The 15,790-nt window shown below is 63.3% G+C and carries 15 protein-coding genes and 1 pseudogene; 11 read left to right on the top strand and 5 right to left on the bottom strand.

Annotation, left to right across the window (positions count from 1 at the left end):
• The first annotated feature begins 112 nt into the window (after positions 1 to 112).
• Positions 113 to 580 carry a polyketide cyclase gene (locus ACIGGF_RS11135; protein ID WP_397521379.1) on the top strand — a complete coding sequence of 156 codons (468 nt, stop codon included), beginning with the start codon at positions 113 to 115 and terminating at the stop codon, positions 578 to 580.
• Between the two features lie 25 nt (positions 581 to 605).
• Complete coding sequence (locus ACIGGF_RS11130) at positions 606 to 1,046, top strand: SRPBCC family protein (RefSeq protein ID WP_397521378.1); 441 nt, start codon at positions 606 to 608, stop codon at positions 1,044 to 1,046.
• 4 nt (positions 1,047 to 1,050) lie between these two features.
• Here ACIGGF_RS11130 and ACIGGF_RS11125 read toward each other — a convergent pair whose 3' ends face one another.
• The gene (locus tag ACIGGF_RS11125; protein WP_397521377.1) at positions 1,051 to 1,968 is read right to left on the bottom strand and encodes a class I SAM-dependent methyltransferase; all 918 of its coding nucleotides are present in this window, start codon (positions 1,966 to 1,968) and stop codon (positions 1,051 to 1,053) included.
• 46 nt (positions 1,969 to 2,014) lie between these two features.
• On the opposite strand from ACIGGF_RS11125, the gene ACIGGF_RS11120 reads away from it, so the two are divergent.
• Positions 2,015 to 2,902 (top strand): DUF5996 family protein, encoded by an 888-nt coding sequence (locus ACIGGF_RS11120; RefSeq protein ID WP_397521376.1) that lies wholly within the window; start codon positions 2,015 to 2,017, stop codon positions 2,900 to 2,902.
• A gap of 95 nt (positions 2,903 to 2,997) precedes the next feature.
• Here the strand turns inward: ACIGGF_RS11120 and ACIGGF_RS11115 are convergent, their stop codons facing one another.
• The 4 genes from ACIGGF_RS11115 to ACIGGF_RS11100 all read right to left on the bottom strand — a co-directional run bounded on the left by ACIGGF_RS11115 (position 2,998) and on the right by ACIGGF_RS11100 (position 8,222).
• Positions 2,998 to 4,440 carry a fatty acid desaturase family protein gene (locus ACIGGF_RS11115; protein ID WP_397521375.1) on the bottom strand — a complete coding sequence of 481 codons (1,443 nt, stop codon included), beginning with the start codon at positions 4,438 to 4,440 and terminating at the stop codon, positions 2,998 to 3,000.
• 24 nt (positions 4,441 to 4,464) lie between these two features.
• Complete coding sequence (locus ACIGGF_RS11110) at positions 4,465 to 5,562, bottom strand: ferredoxin reductase (RefSeq protein WP_397521374.1); 1,098 nt, start codon at positions 5,560 to 5,562, stop codon at positions 4,465 to 4,467.
• A gap of 99 nt (positions 5,563 to 5,661) precedes the next feature.
• Positions 5,662 to 7,263 (bottom strand): FAD-dependent oxidoreductase, encoded by a 1,602-nt coding sequence (locus tag ACIGGF_RS11105; protein ID WP_397521373.1) that lies wholly within the window; start codon positions 7,261 to 7,263, stop codon positions 5,662 to 5,664.
• Positions 7,264 to 7,316: 53 nt separating this feature from the next.
• Entirely contained in the window at positions 7,317 to 8,222 is a 906-nt protein-coding gene (locus tag ACIGGF_RS11100; RefSeq protein WP_397521372.1) for a diiron oxygenase, read from the bottom strand.
• Between the two features lie 214 nt (positions 8,223 to 8,436).
• On the opposite strand from ACIGGF_RS11100, the pseudogene ACIGGF_RS11095 reads away from it, so the two are divergent.
• The 8 genes and pseudogenes from ACIGGF_RS11095 to ACIGGF_RS11060 all read left to right on the top strand — a co-directional run.
• Positions 8,437 to 9,228, top strand: a pseudogene (locus tag ACIGGF_RS11095) (HAMP domain-containing protein); the annotation flags it as partial.
• Positions 9,229 to 9,383: 155 nt separating this feature from the next.
• Positions 9,384 to 9,899: an adenylate/guanylate cyclase domain-containing protein gene (locus ACIGGF_RS11090; RefSeq protein ID WP_397521371.1), complete on the top strand. Its 516-nt coding sequence runs from the start codon at positions 9,384 to 9,386 to the stop codon at positions 9,897 to 9,899.
• A 114-nt stretch (positions 9,900 to 10,013) separates the two neighbouring features.
• On the top strand, positions 10,014 to 10,679 hold the full coding sequence (locus ACIGGF_RS11085) for an HAD-IA family hydrolase (RefSeq protein WP_397521370.1): 666 nt from the start codon (positions 10,014 to 10,016) through the stop codon (positions 10,677 to 10,679).
• Positions 10,680 to 10,704: 25 nt separating this feature from the next.
• The gene (locus ACIGGF_RS11080) at positions 10,705 to 11,916 is read left to right on the top strand and encodes a sedoheptulose 7-phosphate cyclase (RefSeq protein WP_397521369.1); all 1,212 of its coding nucleotides are present in this window, start codon (positions 10,705 to 10,707) and stop codon (positions 11,914 to 11,916) included.
• The gene (locus tag ACIGGF_RS11075; protein ID WP_397521368.1) at positions 11,913 to 12,713 is read left to right on the top strand and encodes an O-methyltransferase; all 801 of its coding nucleotides are present in this window, start codon (positions 11,913 to 11,915) and stop codon (positions 12,711 to 12,713) included. Before ACIGGF_RS11080 ends, ACIGGF_RS11075 begins: the two co-directional genes overlap by 4 nt.
• Complete coding sequence (locus ACIGGF_RS11070; protein ID WP_397521367.1) at positions 12,710 to 13,993, top strand: ATP-grasp enzyme; 1,284 nt, start codon at positions 12,710 to 12,712, stop codon at positions 13,991 to 13,993. The genes ACIGGF_RS11075 and ACIGGF_RS11070 overlap by 4 nt, the downstream gene beginning before the upstream one ends.
• Positions 13,993 to 15,027, top strand: coding sequence for a D-alanine--D-alanine ligase (locus ACIGGF_RS11065; protein ID WP_397521366.1), 1,035 nt, complete (start codon positions 13,993 to 13,995; stop codon positions 15,025 to 15,027). Before ACIGGF_RS11070 ends, ACIGGF_RS11065 begins: the two co-directional genes overlap by 1 nt.
• Positions 15,024 to 15,776: a TauD/TfdA dioxygenase family protein gene (locus ACIGGF_RS11060; RefSeq protein WP_397521365.1), complete on the top strand. Its 753-nt coding sequence runs from the start codon at positions 15,024 to 15,026 to the stop codon at positions 15,774 to 15,776. The genes ACIGGF_RS11065 and ACIGGF_RS11060 overlap by 4 nt, the downstream gene beginning before the upstream one ends.
• Positions 15,777 to 15,790: the final 14 nt, after the last annotated feature.

Raw genomic sequence — 15,790 nt, 5'->3', positions numbered from 1 at the left:
TCCACTGCAATGCAAAACGGATGACGGGGAGGCAAAACCGACGGGCGGCGTTTCCATCCGCGCAGACGGGGGTAAGTCGGTAGCCGGTGTAAGTAACTGGAAGGCGTGCCCGATGACCGAAGAGTTGACTGTCCGCCGCGTCATCGGCGCACCCCCGGCATCTGTGTTCACCGCGCTGGCCAACCCCGAAGTCCAGGCAGCGGTCGACGGATCGGACATGCTGCGCGGAGCAATCGACCCGACGCCGCTGCGTGCGGTGGGCGATACCTTCGCGATGGACATGTATCAGCCACAGCTCGGCGAGTACGTCATGGAGAACACCGTCTTCGTGTTCGAGCAGGATCGACGTATCGGATGGATCCCCCGCCGTCAGGGCATGGAGCCTCGCGGTACGCGGTGGTCCTGGGAGCTCGAAGCGGTTTCCGAGGATCGCACAGCACTGACTCAGGTCTACGACTGGTCGCGCGTCACCGATCCAGAGTTCAGGAAGATGGCCGGCTTTCCTCTGGTGACCGAGGAGCAGATAGTCGACACCATGCGTCGGCTCGCCGAACACCTCGGCGTCCCGCTCGAAAACTGATCCCCCACAACAGAAAAGAACTCTCATGGTCGACGTCACCCGCTCCTTCACCGCCGCTGTGTCGCAGGACAAGGCAGCCGCGTTCCTTCGCGACTTCTCCAACGCGCCGTCCTGGGATCCCGGAACCCAGAGCTGCACACAGCTTTCCGACGGTCCGGTCGCCGTCGGAACACAATGGCACAACGTTTCGAAGCTGTTCGGCATCACCACGGAACTGACCTACACCTTGGTCACCGACGAACCCGATCACATCGTGCTCGAAGGACGTAACAAGACCGCCACCAGCGTCGACGACATCACGCTGACGGCCGAAGGTGGCGAATCGACGCGGATCGACTACCACGCGCGCGTCGAGTTCAACGGTGCCGCAAAGGTTGCCGGCCCGTTCCTGAAGGCGGGTTTCGAGGCTAAGGTTGCCCCGGACACCGTGGAGAAGATGACCGAGGCGCTCGAGCGGCTGACCTGACGGGCTACTTTCGCGCGACGATCGTGAAGTTGTCGGCCGAACTCGCTATAGCATCGGCTGCCACCACCGAGCCGTCGTCGGCGAAAATTTCCGCGATCGTGAATCCCGCTTCGGTCACCAGCGACCGCACGTCCGACACCGTGGTGAAGTGCATGAACGGCGCGAAATCGTGAGCAGCGAGCGGAGCGACTGCCCAGGTTCCGCGATCGACGACTCGCGAACGCCCGGACCACCAATTGGCAACGCTACGAACGACTCCGGCGGGGTCGAGCAGTCTCCTGGCTATTGCCGTCATGACGGCCCTGGGTGAGAAGACGAACCGTTGGGTCGGCCTGCTCAACTGAAACGGCCTTTCCCCGAACGACGGTCCATTGCGGTTGAGAGTGGAGAACACCAAGGTTCCGGACTTACCGAGAACTCGGTGAAATTCTGCGAGTACTCGAACTCGCTCGTCGTGTGTCACGGTGTCGATTCCGTTGTTGCTGAACACAACCAAACCGAACTCACCGTCGGTGAAGGCCGTGAGATCGCGAGCGTCGGCAACATGCGCCGGCAGGTCCGGGAAGTTCCGACGAAAGCTGTCGATCATGTTCGGTGCGTAGTCGATCGCAACGTAGCGGTCGCTGAGCAGTCGCAGCAGCGCAGTGGTTCGGCCACTGCCGACGCCCACATCGAGGACCGGCGTTCCACGTGCAACCCCGGCGGCCGCGACCAGAGCGGCTGCCTCACCACGGTCGAGAAACCCATCGGTGGGCCCGGCGTACTCCACGTATGCAGCGGCCACCCGCGCACTGTCGAACACTTCCTTGTTGTGGTCCATGAACATGCGTTGACCTCCGGTTCCCGAACCGTTGACACGCGCGTCTCGCCCGTGTGCAGCGAAGCTACCGTCGAACCCTGAGGTGCGCCTGAGGCCGATCACACATCGACTGTGGCCTTCACCACCACTCTGCGTGCATCATCGACACATGACTGATTCTTACGACGGGTGGCCGGAACTGACGATCGAGAACTGGTCGGACACCCGCGACACCGTGCATCTGTGGACCCAGATAGTCGGCAAGACCCGAATGGCACTGTCGCCGGCCCTCAATCATTGGTGGGGCGTGGCGCTGTACGTCGATGCGACCGGACTGACGACGTCGCTGATGCCGCTCGGAGACCGCGGGCTCGAAGTCCGTTTCGACTTTCTCGCCCATCGACTGGTGTTGACCACCACCGACGGTCAGAGCCGGTCCATGAAGCTCGAACCCCGCAGCGTCGCGGACTTCTACACCGAATACACCGACCTGCTCGCCCAACTGGGGGTCGACGCGACGATCCGGGGACGGCCGGTCGAGCTGGCGCACGCGACCCCGTTCGCGGAGGACGTCGAACATGCCTCGTACGACGCGGATGCGATCGAGCGATTCTGGCGTGCCCTCGTCAGCGCACATCGCGTGTTCTCGGAGTTTCGCGCAGACTTCCGCGGTAAATCCAGCCCGGTCCACTTCTTCTGGGGCGCTTTCGATCTCGCCGTCACACGGTTCTCCGGTCGAGCTGCGCCGCTACATCCCGGCGGGGTACCGAACTGTGCGGACTGGGTGATGCACGAGGCATACAGCGACGAGGTCTCCAGCGCCGGATTCTGGCCGGGCGGGGCCACCGAAGGCGTGTTCTATTCGTATGCCTATCCCAATCCTGAGGGGTACGACAGCCATCCGGCCGTCGCCGCACCGGCATATTTCGACCGCGAGCTCGGAGAGTACGTCCTGCCCTACTCCGAGGTGCGGGCATCCGAGAACCCCGATGCCCTGTTGCGGGCGTTCCTCGAACAAGCCCACCGAGCGGCCGTAGAGACCGCGCTCTGGGAGTAGCGCACGACCGGGCAAGACACCGGACACAACGCAGAACCGCGGCCACCCGATAGTCGGGTGGCCGCGGTTCGTGTCAGCTACGAGCAAGCGAGGTTCTAGTCGTCGCCGCGGGGCGGTGGTGCGACGTCGACGCCGCCGGAGTTGTGCTCCGGGCCGGCCGCCGGGTGACCTGCGGGCACACGGCCACGCGTCTTGGCTGCCTCACTGTCGGTGGTGGCACCGTCGGAGAACTTGCGACGCCAGCTCTCCTCGGGACGGTAGGGGCCCGGCTTCGGCCGAACCTTCCCGCCCGGGAAGGCCAACCGTGCGATGGTCCGCTGCACCATGCCCCATTGTTGGAAGAACGGCCCGGTGTTGTATGGCAGTTCGTAGCGCTCGCAGATGTCCTTGATCTTCGGAGCGACGTCCGAGTAGCGAGTGCTGGGCATGTCCGGGTACAGGTGGTGCTCTACCTGGTAGCTCAGGTTGCCGCTCATGAGGTGGAACAGTGGTCCGCCGTCGATGTTGGCTGCACCGACGAGCTGACGGACGTACCAGCCGCCGCGAGTCTCGTTCTCGACCTCTTCCTGGCTGAAGGTGTAGGCCTGGTCCGGGAAGTGACCGCAGAAGATGATGGCATTGGACCAGACGTTACGAATGATGTTGGCAGTGAAGTTCGCCGCCACCGTCGAGAGGAACGTGCTCTCGACACCGCTGAAGCGACTGTCCAACAGGGCCGCGGTCCTGCGGCTCTTGCCGAAACGTGCGGATCCCCGCAGCTTGGACGCGAGCCGCGACCTCTTGCTCTCGGGCAGACGACCACCCGAGGCGAGCTGAGCCAGCGCGAATGCCCCGGCGCTGATCAGCGGCCAGCCCACGTAGTCCTTGACGAACTGCTTACGTGCCTTGACACCGATGCCCTTGAGGTCTTCGACCAGATCCTTCACCGGCTTCTCGCCGCGACGAATCGCCTCGATGTCGAGGTCGTGCAGGGCGACACCCCACTCGAAGAAGGCCATCAGCAGCACGTTGTAGAACGGCTGAGCCAGGTAGACGGGACTCCACTTCTGACGTGGGTCGATACGCATGATCTCGTAACCGAGATCCTTGTCCTTGCCGCGAATGTTCGTGTACGTGTGGTGCACGTAGTTGTGCGAGTGCTTCCACGAGTTGGCGGTGGACGCGGTGTCCCAGTCCCATACGGAGGAGTGGATTTCCGGATCGTTCATCCAGTCCCACTGACCGTGCATGACGTTGTGGCCGATCTCCATGTTCTCGAGGATCTTCGCGATCCCGAGGCATGCGGTGCCGGCCAGCCACGCCGGCTTGCTGGTGGAGCCGAGCAACAGCACGCGGCCGGCGACCAGCAGCTGACGCTGTGCTGCGATCACCGACGTGATGTACTTGCGGTCCTTGTCGCCGAGGCTGGAGTAAACCTCGTCGTGGATGGCGTCGAACTCCTTGGCGAGTTCGGCGATCGTCTCGTCGCTCAGGTGCGCCAGCGGATTCACCGGCTCATCGGTGTCGGTGCCGCGCCTGGTGGTTTCGTCGATAGACATACATTCCCCTGTTCGAATTGAAGATCAGAGTTCGATTTCGATGTCGCCCTCAGCAGTGTTGACACAGATCCGAACCGCTTGCCCCGTAGGTTCGGAGATATCCCCGTTACGTAGGTCACGTAAACGCCCCTTCTTCAGGGTACCTACGCAGGTGTGGCAGATGCCGATTCGGCAGCCGTACGTCAGATCCAGGCCGGCTTCTTCGCCGGCGGCGAGAATCGTTGTGCCGCCGTCGCATTCGACGTCCTTGCCGCTGTTGATGAAGCGAACGGTACCGCCCTCACCAGCGTCGTCTCCGCCACCGATGACCGGCTGGAAACTTTCGTAGTGGAACCGATCCGACTCACCCTGGTCTTTCCAGAACGAGCGCAGATCGTCCAGATGCTCACCCGGACCGGAGCAGAATGCTTCGCGCTCACGCCAATCCGGGACCAGTTCGTCCAGTTCGGACGCCTTCATCCGGCCCTCGTCGCTGGTGATACGCAGCTTGACCGTCAGCCCCTTGTGCTTGGCTTCCAATTTCTTCAGCGTGTCCGCGAACATCAACTGTTCACGGTCGTGCACCGAATGCACCACGACCACGTCTCGCACTTGGTCGTGATGATCGAGGGCGCGCAGCATGCTGATGATCGGCGTGATGCCACTGCCGGCACTGATGAACACCATCTTGTCCGGAACCGGATTCGGAATCGTGAACTCGCCCTCGACCTCGCTGAGCCGCACGATGTCACCGGTTCTGATGGTGCCCACCAGATACGGCGACACCGTCCCGGACGGCACCAGCTTGGGGCTGACGCTGACCAATCCGTCTTCTGGATCGGGATCGGACGTCAACGAGTACGCCCGCCAGTGATAGCGGCCGTCGATGAGCACCCCGAGCCGCACGTACTGTCCCGGCGTGTGACCCTGCCACTCGAAACCGGGACGGATGTACACCGAGACGGCTTCCGAACCCTCGGGAACCACCCGCTCGACCTTCCCCCGAAGTTCGCGCGTGGTCCACAGCGGGTTGATCATCGACAGGTAGTCGTCAGGCCGGAGCGGATTGAACAATAATCGGACTGCGCGCAGCATCGTCCGTCTTACAAAAGAAACCTGGGGCTTGGCCCCCCGTTCAGCCATACTCAACGGTAACTCCGAGAAGCTCGCCGTGCGTACGAATCGCCAAGACTCGAATCAGACTGCTACACAATGTGAACAGAACTGCGAAATACCGACCGTTCAGCGTGTTCTGGAAACCCTGTCACCCAGAGCGGCACTGACTTTCCCGTACCACCCGAGAGGACGAGCCGAGCCCCGCGTGGGTACGTCGGCCAGCAGCGCCTCTGCCGTTTCCTCGGCATCGATCTTGTTGTCGCCGATGCCGCCGCTGGCACCTCGTTTGGCCCATCCGACCACGTAGCAGCCCGGCACCGGAGTGCCGTCGGCAGCAGTGATGCGTCCACGATCGTTGCGGATGGTGCCGGTGATGTCGTCGAACGGAATGCCCGGCGATGGGGTTCCGCGATAGCCGATCGCGAGCAGCACCAGCTCGGTCGGGAGAGTGACCGAGTGTTCGCCGACACCCACCTCGATGGACTCCACCGATCCGCTTCCGTGCACGGCCGAGGGAGCCCGGCCGAATGCAAAGACGATACGGGGGCCGTCTGTGTTTCCGGGTCGTTCCGCGGGCTCCACTCCTGCTGTGTTTCCGGGTCGTTCCGCGGGCTCCACTCCTGCTGTGTTTCCGGGTCGTTCCGCGGGTTCCACTCCTGCCCGAGAGCCGAGATCGACGCGCTGCGCCCCAGCGAGAGCCGACGCGGGAGCAGACAGGGGAAGTCGGTCGATCGCGTCGAGAATTCCGTCCGGCCCTGCCACGACGACATCGACGCCGACGCGATCGACCAGCGCCTTGCACTCCGATCGCGTGAATGCGGCGAACTCCGGTCCCCGCCTGGCCAAGACGACCACTTCACGCACTCGGTTGCGACGGAGCTCGGCCAACGCGTGCGGAGCGATTTCGGTTCCGTCCAGACGATCCGGGTCGGCCGTGAGAATCCGCGCGGCGTCGAGGGCGACGTTGCCGTTGCCGATGATGGTCACTCGCTCGACGCCGGTGAGGTCGATGGCGTCGGCGGGAACGTCGGGATGGCCGGTGTACCAGCCCACCAGGGTGCGCGCACTGACAGATCCATCGAGGTCGATACCGGGAATCTCGAGCGCTCGATCCTTGTCGGCACCGACGGCGTACACCACCGAATCGAACTTTCGGGCCAGTTCGACGTGGTCGACATCCTTGCCGACCTCGACGCCGAGTTTCATCGTCACCCGGGGATGCGCGAAAATCCCACGGAAGTGCTCGCTGATACGTCGGGTACCGAGGTGGTCGGGGGCGACGCCGTAGCGAGCGAGACCGCCCGCGGTAGGCAGCCTGTCGTAGAACGTGATCCTGGTTCCCGGGACCCTGAGCAGCGCTTGCGCGGTGTAGCAGGCGGCCGGCCCGGTCCCGACGATCGCGATATCGATCGGCGGCAGATCGTTGACCGTCGACACCGGGAACCGAGGTGCGCCCCACTCCGCCACCGCGGGCTTGTCCTTGTAGTAATCGGCGTTGATGTCCGCGTAGATCTGTTGATCGGGCGTCAATCGCGACACCCGGGTGATCGCGTCCACCGGGCATGCATCGGCACACGCACCGCAGTCGATGCACGAGCGCGGATCGATGTAGAGCAGTTCGGTCTTACCGAAGTCCGGCTCGTCGGGCGTCGGATGGATGCAGTTGACCGGGCACACCGACAAGCAGGATGCGTCGTTGCAACAGTTCTGCGTGATCGCGAACGGCATGGTTTATCGAATGTCCTTCACGGCCTCGAAAAGTATTTTCTCGAACAGTGTGGTCAGAGCATGTGCAGACGACGGTAGATCATCTCGGCCGGCTTGGTGATCAAACCGCACTCGAGAAGAAATGCCATCAGGTGCTCGCTCGAGGTGCGCATCATCGTGTGGTGATGAGCGTTGTTCTTCGCTTCCTTCACCGCGCGGTCGACGTCGAGGCCCGCTGCTGCGTAGACCTCCTTGTTGACCATGTTGGACACGATCATTCGCGCGGCGATCGCAACGACGAGCGCGCTCGCCTTGCGGCGAGCCGGGCTCTTCTCGGCGATCTCCTCACGCATCTGCGCGCGCGCGAAGGTCATGTGTCGCGATTCTTCGACGACGTGAATCTTGCTGGTGGTGCGCACGAGCGGCAACACGTTCTCGCCGCGCATCCAGTCACGCTGCATGACATCGAGGACCTCTTCGGCCACGAGAATGCCGCCGTAGGCGACCTCGGCGGACGCGAGAGCCTTGAAGCCACGGCCGAGTTCGATGCTCGATCGACGCGGCAGGTATGCCTTGATGCCCATCTTCTGGCAAGCGCGGGCGAACATGATCGAATGACGGCACTCGTCGGCGATCTCGGTGAGCGCGAACTGGAAGTCCGAGTTCGACGAGTCCTTGCAGTACTGATCGCGCAGCACCATCTGCTGCAGAATCATCTCGAACCAGATGCCGGTGCTCATGATCGAGCAGACCTCGTGGCGGGTGAGCGTGATGCGCTGCGCCTCGCTCATCTCGTCCCACAGCTTCGTGCCGTAGAGCGTGCTCCACTCCGGATTGAGGCCGTAGAGGGACGGATCGAGATCGGCATCCCAGTCGACCTCGTCGGCCGGGTCGTACGACAGTTGAGCGGCAGAGTCGAGCAAACGCGCCGAAACATCCTCCGGCTCGAGAACGTCGTTCCTGGAGAGTGTGCTGGTCATCGCCGTAATTCCTTCCGTCGTCGAACAGGAGCAGTTAACTGTTACGGAGATTACCAGGTACTCACGCTCACAGATAGTCTCTCGGGTTAAAAAGGACTGAATTTCTGTCGCCGACACCTACAGTTCGACCGTGCAGAACACGTCAGAACCACCGGTGATCGCCGCTCTCCGATCCGCCTTCACTCGAACTCCTACACGCCTGTACGCGGCGGGCATGGTGTCGGCCAACGCCATCGGGGCAGTCATCGTGTTCGTATTGGCCCGCTTCATCCTCCCGTTGCCGGTCGAATCCGAAGAGATCCTCTCGGACAGGAATTACTTGGCGTTCTTCGTCTATCTGCCGGTCGCGATCGCCATGGGGATAGCACTCGGACTCCGAGTAGCAGCGCCATTGGTGCAGTGGCTGCACACCGGCGGAATCCCCTCGGACGACACCGCGATCGCCATCGTGCGACTGCCGCTGCGTCAGCTCGGCGTCCACGTTCTGCTCTGGGCGCTCGGCGTCGCAGTGTTCGTTGCGGTCAATGCATCGGCCGGAGCAGCGTTGTCCATCATCGTCGCCATCGCCGTCAGCTTCGGCGGCCTGGCGACCTGCTCGCTCGGCTACCTGGTGGCCGAACGCACCCTTCGGCCGTTCACCGCGGCCGTGATGGAGGTCAGCCAGGTCACCGACGCCGCGGCACTGGGCGTCAAACTACGAGTGGTCCTCATCTGGGTCCTCAGTACTGCCATCCCCATCCTGGGTCTCGGCCTCATCGGACTCGGCAGGCTGATCGATACCGTCATCCCGCCCGATGTCGACCTGTCCCCCGCGATGGTGTCGTTGTCTGCGATAGCCCTGACCGTCGGATTCGGCGGCATGTTCCTGGTCGGTCGATCGGTGTCCGATCCTTTGCAGCAAGTCAGCACGGCCATGCAGCGAGTCGAGAGCGGGGCCACGGACATCCGCGTCGACGTATACGACGCCTCCGAGATCGGGCGACTGCAGAACGGATTCAACAAGATGGTGGTCGGCCTCGACGAGCGAGAACGCCTGCGTTCACTCTTCGGTCGACACGTCGGCCACGACGTGGCACAGCGAGCGTTGGCGAGCCTCCCCGCCTCGGCGGCGAGAACCGGACAGTGGCGGTGCTGTTCATCGATCTCGTGGGTTCGACGGCAATGGCCGAGAGAGAGTCCGCCGAGGCGGTTGTCGAACTGCTCAACAAGTTTTTCGCAGTGGTCGTCGAGCACGGCGAACGACACGGCGGCTTCGTCAACAAGTTCGAGGGCGATGCAGCTCTGCTGATCTTCGGCGCTCCGGTCGATCACCCCGATCCCGCCACGGCGGCACTGCGAACCGCACGCACCCTCGCCGCCGCCCTCGCCTCCGACGGCGGCTTCGAGATCGGCATCGGCGTCACGTACGGCCCGGTCATCGCGGGAAACATCGGGGCCGAATCCCGGTTCGAGTACACCGTCATCGGCGACACCGTGAACCAGGCGGCCCGGCTCACCGATCTCGCGAAGGACGACCCGAACACCGACGTCCTCACCGCGTCGAAGGTGCTCGGCCACGCATCGGACGACGAGAGACGGCACTGGGAGACAGGCGCGTCGGTGACGTTGCGAGGACGATCGACACCGACGGTTCTGGCTGCCCCGGTCCACCGCGTCGGACGGGCCGCCGGGCCGTAGGAAATTCGAAGGTTTCCCGTTCGGTACCGATGGGGCATACCCCCCGAACCAACTCCCCCATCGCGCATGCGCGAGACATCGACCGGTCAAGAGTCTCTCGCCCGAAAGGCACCCATGTCCGCAATTCTGTTCGGCTCGATCAGCACCCTCGTCGACACGTCCGAACTGCAACGTCGCTCGTTCAACGAGGCCTTCGCGGCCCACGATCTGAACTGGAACTGGTCTCGTGAGGACTACCGTTCCATGCTCGGGTCGAACGGTGGTGCCGATCGGATCAGCGAATACGCGTCCGATACGGGAACCGAGGTCGACGCCGCGGCGATACACGCCACCAAGTCGGAGATCTTTCAACGCCTGATCGGCGAATCCGACGTGAAGACTCGTCCCGGCGTCGCCGACACGATCGACTCCGCCAAGGCGAACGGCCTCAAGGTGGGCTTCGTGACCACCACGTCCCGCGAGAACATCGACGCGTTGCTGGCCGCCCTGAGTCCGGAACTCACCGCCGACTCGTTCGACGTCATCGTCGACGCCTCCTCGGTGGACGCAGGCAAGCCCGACCCCGCGTCGTACGAGTACGCCTTGAAGACCCTGGGCGAAAACGCATCCGACAGCGTGGCGATCGAGGACAACGCCGGCGGCGCGGCCGCAGCAGCTGCTGCGGGCATCACCTGCGTCGCTTTCCCCAACGAGAACACCGCAGGAACCACGTTCGACTCCGCAGCCGACACCGTCGATGCACTCGATCCCGAGCGCGTCCGCGCTCTGATTTCAGCCTGACCCTTCATCCACCCCAGGAGCAATTGTGAGCAATCTTCAGGCCCAGGTCATCGCCGGGGACAGGTCATTTCGTGTCGAAGGATACGAAAAGATCGAATACGACCTGATCTACGTCGACGGTGTCTTCGCTCTCGAGAACACCGAACTGGCCGACAGCTACCGTCCGTACGGACGCGCTCTGATGGTGGTCGACGAGTCGGTCCACGAAATCTACGGAGAACGAATCCGCGCGTATTTCGATCATCACGAGATCGCTCTGACGGTGGTCCCGGTGCAGATCGCCGAGACCGCGAAGTCCCTCGAGACCTTCGAGCGCATCGTGGGTGAGTTCGACGCCTTCGGTTTGGTCCGCACCGAGCCGGTACTGGTAGTCGGCGGTGGATTGACCACGGATGTAGCGGGTTACGCCTGTGCCAGCTACCGGCGCAACACTCCCTACATCCGCATTCCCACGACGCTCATCGGCCTGATCGACGCAAGCGTGTCCATCAAGGTGGCTGTGAACTACGGCAAGCACAAGAACCGCCTCGGTGCGTACCACGCGTCGCAGAAAGTGCTGCTCGACTTTTCGTTCCTCGGCACTCTGCCCGAGGACCAGGTGCGCAACGGCATGGCGGAACTGATCAAGATCTCCGTCGTCGGCAACCTCGAGATCTTCGAGATGCTCGAGCAATACGGCCCGGAATTGCTGCGCACTCGGTTCGGTCACCTCGACGGTACTGCCGAACTACGTTCGGTCGCAGACAAACTGACGTATTCCGCGATCGCGACGATGCTCGAACTCGAGGCACCCAACCTCCACGAGATCGACCTCGATCGCGTCATCGCCTTCGGTCACACGTGGAGCCCGACGCTCGAGCTGACGCCGCCCGCGCCGTTCTTCCACGGTCACGCCATCAACATCGACATGGCGCTGTCCACCACCGTCGCCGAACAGCGCGGCCATCTGTCCACTGCCGATCGTGATCGGGTGTTGGGCGTCATGAGCAGCATCGGACTGGCACTCGACAGCCCGTTCCTCACACCCGAGTTGCTTTCCGAGGCAACGGCATCGATTCTCAAGACTCGTGACGGCATTCTTCGTGCCGCCGTCCCCGACCCGATCGGTACGTGCCGTTTCCTCAACGATCTCGACGCGAACGAGCTGGCGGATGTGTTGACACTGCACAAGAAGATCTGCCTCGAGTTCCCGCGGGCCGGCGAGGGCCTGGACATGTTCACCGCACCGACGCCGTGACTGCGTCTCCACGACCGGTCACCCCGACCACCATTCTGGCGCGCGAACTCGAAGAACTGGCGGCCCTGCTCGACGCCGACACCGCGGTGTCCGACGAGTTGGTCACCCGCGTCCATCGAGCCCGCGATCTGGCTGCGGGACTCGACCCGTATCTCGACACCTGCACCACCTCCGAATCCGCCGCCTTGTCCACGCTGGCGTCGCGGACCCGTTCGGCGGACTGGAGATCACGTGACGTGGTCTCTGGTTCCGGGCCCCTGGAGATGGAGATGCTCTCCGGTCACGTGGAGGGACGCTTCCTGGCGTTCCTCGTGCGCATGACCCGAGCAACGCGGGTGCTCGAGATCGGCATGTTCACCGGGTATTCGGCATTGGCGATGGCCGAAGCTCTTCCGCCGGGTGGCGAGGTCGTCGCGTGCGAGGTGGATCCGTACGTGGCCGAGTTCGCACAATCCTGCTTCGCGGAATCGGCTGCAGGATCGGCAATCACGGTGGAGGTCGGGCCGGCGCTGGACACCCTTCGTCGACTCGAAGGACCGTTCGACCTGGTCTTCATCGACGCGGACAAGACCGGGTACCGCGCGTATGTGGAGCACTTGCTGGGCAGTGACCTACTTGCGGACGGCGCTGTGATCGCCGTGGACAACACCCTGCTGCAGGGCCAGCCCTATGCGGCCCAACCGAGCGAGAACGGCCGGGCCATCGCCGAATTCAACGAGTACGTCTCGAACGATCCACGCGTGGAGCAGGTTCTGATTCCTCTGCGCGACGGTGTGACCCTCATCAGGCGCACATGATCCGAACCGTCGCCGCGCTCATCGGCCTCGCAGTCACCCTCCCCGTCGATCTTGCGGCGGTGGGGGTGGCGGCGTTGCGCGGTGCCCGGCCTGTCACATCTTCGACCGACTCACCCAGAACGGTTCTGATCAGCGGCGGGAAGATGAGCAAGGCGCTGCAACTCGCCCGATCCTTCCATCTCGCCGGGCATCGAGTGATCTTGGTGGAGTCGGCGAAGTACCGGTGGACGGGCCACCGTTTCTCCCGCGCTGTCGACCGCTTCTTCTGTGTTCCCGATCCCGGTGACCCCGACTACGCGCAGGCCCTGGTGGAGATCGTTCGACGCGAGAACGTCGACGTCTTCGTCCCGGTTGCGAGTCCGGCGGCGAGTATTCACGACGCGGATGCACGCGCACTCCTCGATGCACACTGCGAGGTGATCCACGGCGACGCAGACGTCGTGCGCATGGTGGACGACAAGTCCCGGTTCTCCGAGCACGCTGCATCATTGGGACTTGCTGTTCCCGACTTCCAGCGCATTACCGACCCCGCCCAGATCGAGGAATTCGACTTTCTGCCGGGTCGCGAGTACATCCTCAAGCGGATCTCGTACAACCCTGTCGGCCGAATGGATCTGACCCGCCTGAGCGCGCAGACACCGGAGCGCAACTCCACTTTCGCGCGCAGCCTGCACATCACCGAAGACGACCCGTGGATTCTGCAGGAATTCATCGCCGGTCAGGAGTACTGCACGCACGGTACGGTGCGCGACGGGCGGCTGCAGGTGTACGGCTGCTGCGTCTCGTCGGCGTTCCAGGTCAACTACGAGATGGTCGACAAGCCCGAGATCCTGCGCTGGGTCGAGACTTTCGTCGCTTCCTTGGATGTCACGGGGCAACTCTCGTTCGACTTCATCGAGTCCGCCGCCGACGGCCGGGTCTACGCCATCGAGTGCAATCCGCGCACTCACTCGGCGATCACGATGTTCTACGACCACCCCGACCTTGCTGCCGCGTATCTCGACGACCACTCGGTGATCGTGCCGCGTCCGACGGCCAGGCCGACGTACTGGATCTACCACGAGCTGTGGCGTCTGATCACCGAGGGCGAACGGGGGTCTCGACTCCGCAGCATCGTCGAGGGCACGGACGCCATCCTCACGGGGTGGGATCCGCTGCCGTACCTCCTGGTGCACCATCTGCAGATTCCGTCGCTACTGCTCCGAAATCTGCGCTCGCGCCGCGGGTGGTCTCGTATCGACTTCAACATCGGCAAGCTCGTGGAGAACGGAGGCGACTGATGACACTGTCGGTGCTGGTGCTCGTCGGATCCTCGGTGGACGAATTCCACTGCGATCTGTCTCGGGTGTACGCGCAAGGTTTTCTCGACGTGTTCGGCAGCGATCCCGCGTACGACATCGAGGTGGCATTCGTGTCCCCGGGCGGGCGGTGGAGCTTTCCCGATGCGATCGACTCCGCGAGTGTGGCTGCGGCACCGCAGATGTCCTTGGCTCAGGCGGTGGATGTCATGTCCGCCTGGAACTTCGACGTCATGGTGCCGCAGATGTTCTGCGTGCCCGGAATGACGCTCTACCGCAGCCTGTTCGATCTGATGCAGGTGCCGTACGTGGGCAACACCTCCGACCTCATGGCCATGACGGCGGACAAAGCACTTGCTCGTGCCGTCGTCGCCGCAGCCGGAGTCGCCGTTCCCGCCGGCGTGGTGGTACGCAGCGGGCAAAACGTCGATCACGATGTGCCCGTCGTTCTGCCCGTCGTCGTCAAGCCCGTCGATTCGGACAACTCGATGGGGGTCACTCTCGTCCGCGACCTCGACTCACTCCCGTCGGCGATCCACGGCGCACTGTCGTATTCGACTGCGGCATTGGTGGAGTCGTACATCCCGCTCGGACGCGAAGTCCGGTGCGGCATCATCGCGGTGGACGGGGAATTGGTGTGCCTGCCACTCGAGGAGTACGCCGTCGACTCCGTTCGGACGAGTGCCGACAAGTTGAATCGGACCGCGGACGGGGATCTGTACCTCGTCGCGAAGCAGCAGACCAAGGCGTGGATCGTCGATACCTCGGACCCCATCACCGAGGTGGTATGGGCTGCAGCACGATCGAGCTACCGGGCGCTCGGCTGCCGCCATTACGGGCTGTTCGATTTTCGCATCGATCCGGACGGGAAGCCCTGGTTCCTCGAAGCCGGTCTCTATTGCTCGTACTCGCCCTCGAGCGTGCTCGCGGTGATGGCCGCAGCAGCAGACGTCACGGTCAACCGTCTGTTCGCGCACGCCCTCGAACAACTGTCAGTGAAGGAGCTGTCGTCATGACGTTGGGCAAGGAGATTCGCGGTCTGGATCCGAACTCGGTATCGGTCGACTACTTACGGACGCAGCTGGCCGAACACGGCGTAGTGATCCTGCGCGAGCAGGAGATCGACGATCAGCAATTCCTCGACTTTCTCCGACGGTTCGGCGACCTGATGTTCACCGAGGGTGAGACTCCGGTCCCAGGATTTTCCGACCTGAATGTCGTGAGCAATGTCGGGCGCACCACCCCACCGAAGTCGACCTTCCACGTCGATACGACCTATGTGCCGAATCCTCCCGCCTACACGGCATTACGTGCGGTCTGTGTACCGACAGCGGGCGGCAGCACCCAGTTCAGCGACCAGTACACGGCGTACGAGACGCTGCCCTCGGCGGTGAAGGAGAACCTCGCGGGACGCACGGTGACGCATCGGGTGACCGGAGTGGCGTCGGACACCGATTCGTCTGCCGACCATCCACTGTTCGCGGTACATCCCATCTCCGGCCGTACCGCCCTCGCGCTGTCGGCACCCGCCCGCTGCGTCGCGATCAGCGGGATGGACTCCGCGGAGGCGCACGACACGATCCAATACCTGTTCGAGCACTCCACTCGGGCGGAGAACGTCATGCAGCATGCGTGGGCCCCCGGCGATCTGGTGATGTGGGACAACCGATGTGTGATGCACCGCGCCGATCACAGCGGGGTCGTGGGAAACAGGGTGATGCATCGCGGAATGGTCGCGAATACGAATGCACCGTCGGTTATGTGACCGACCACTCAAAG

The sequence above is a fragment of the Rhodococcus sp. NPDC078407 genome (assembly GCF_044542515.1).
In the GTDB taxonomy this organism is placed as follows: Bacteria; Actinomycetota; Actinomycetes; order Mycobacteriales; family Mycobacteriaceae; genus Rhodococcoides.
This window is presented reverse-complemented; position numbering and strand designations above follow the sequence as displayed.

Excerpts from the sequence above, each read along its gene's own strand:
- ACIGGF_RS11135 (WP_397521379.1), top strand. The coding sequence starts at position 113 with ATGACCGAAGAGTTGACTGTCCGCCGCGTCATCGGCGCACCCCCGGCA.
- ACIGGF_RS11130 (WP_397521378.1), top strand. The coding sequence starts at position 606 with ATGGTCGACGTCACCCGCTCCTTCACCGCCGCTGTGTCGCAGGACAAG.
- ACIGGF_RS11120 (WP_397521376.1), top strand. The coding sequence starts at position 2,015 with ATGACTGATTCTTACGACGGGTGGCCGGAACTGACGATCGAGAACTGG.
- ACIGGF_RS11115 (WP_397521375.1), bottom strand. The coding sequence starts at position 4,440 with ATGTCTATCGACGAAACCACCAGGCGCGGCACCGACACCGATGAGCCG.
- ACIGGF_RS11110 (WP_397521374.1), bottom strand. The coding sequence starts at position 5,562 with ATGGCTGAACGGGGGGCCAAGCCCCAGGTTTCTTTTGTAAGACGGACG.
- ACIGGF_RS11105 (WP_397521373.1), bottom strand. The coding sequence starts at position 7,263 with ATGCCGTTCGCGATCACGCAGAACTGTTGCAACGACGCATCCTGCTTG.
- ACIGGF_RS11100 (WP_397521372.1), bottom strand. The coding sequence starts at position 8,222 with ATGACCAGCACACTCTCCAGGAACGACGTTCTCGAGCCGGAGGATGTT.
- ACIGGF_RS11090 (WP_397521371.1), top strand. The coding sequence starts at position 9,384 with ATGGCCGAGAGAGAGTCCGCCGAGGCGGTTGTCGAACTGCTCAACAAG.
- ACIGGF_RS11085 (WP_397521370.1), top strand. The coding sequence starts at position 10,014 with ATGTCCGCAATTCTGTTCGGCTCGATCAGCACCCTCGTCGACACGTCC.
- ACIGGF_RS11070 (WP_397521367.1), top strand. The coding sequence starts at position 12,710 with ATGATCCGAACCGTCGCCGCGCTCATCGGCCTCGCAGTCACCCTCCCC.
- ACIGGF_RS11065 (WP_397521366.1), top strand. The coding sequence starts at position 13,993 with ATGACACTGTCGGTGCTGGTGCTCGTCGGATCCTCGGTGGACGAATTC.
- ACIGGF_RS11060 (WP_397521365.1), top strand. The coding sequence starts at position 15,024 with ATGACGTTGGGCAAGGAGATTCGCGGTCTGGATCCGAACTCGGTATCG.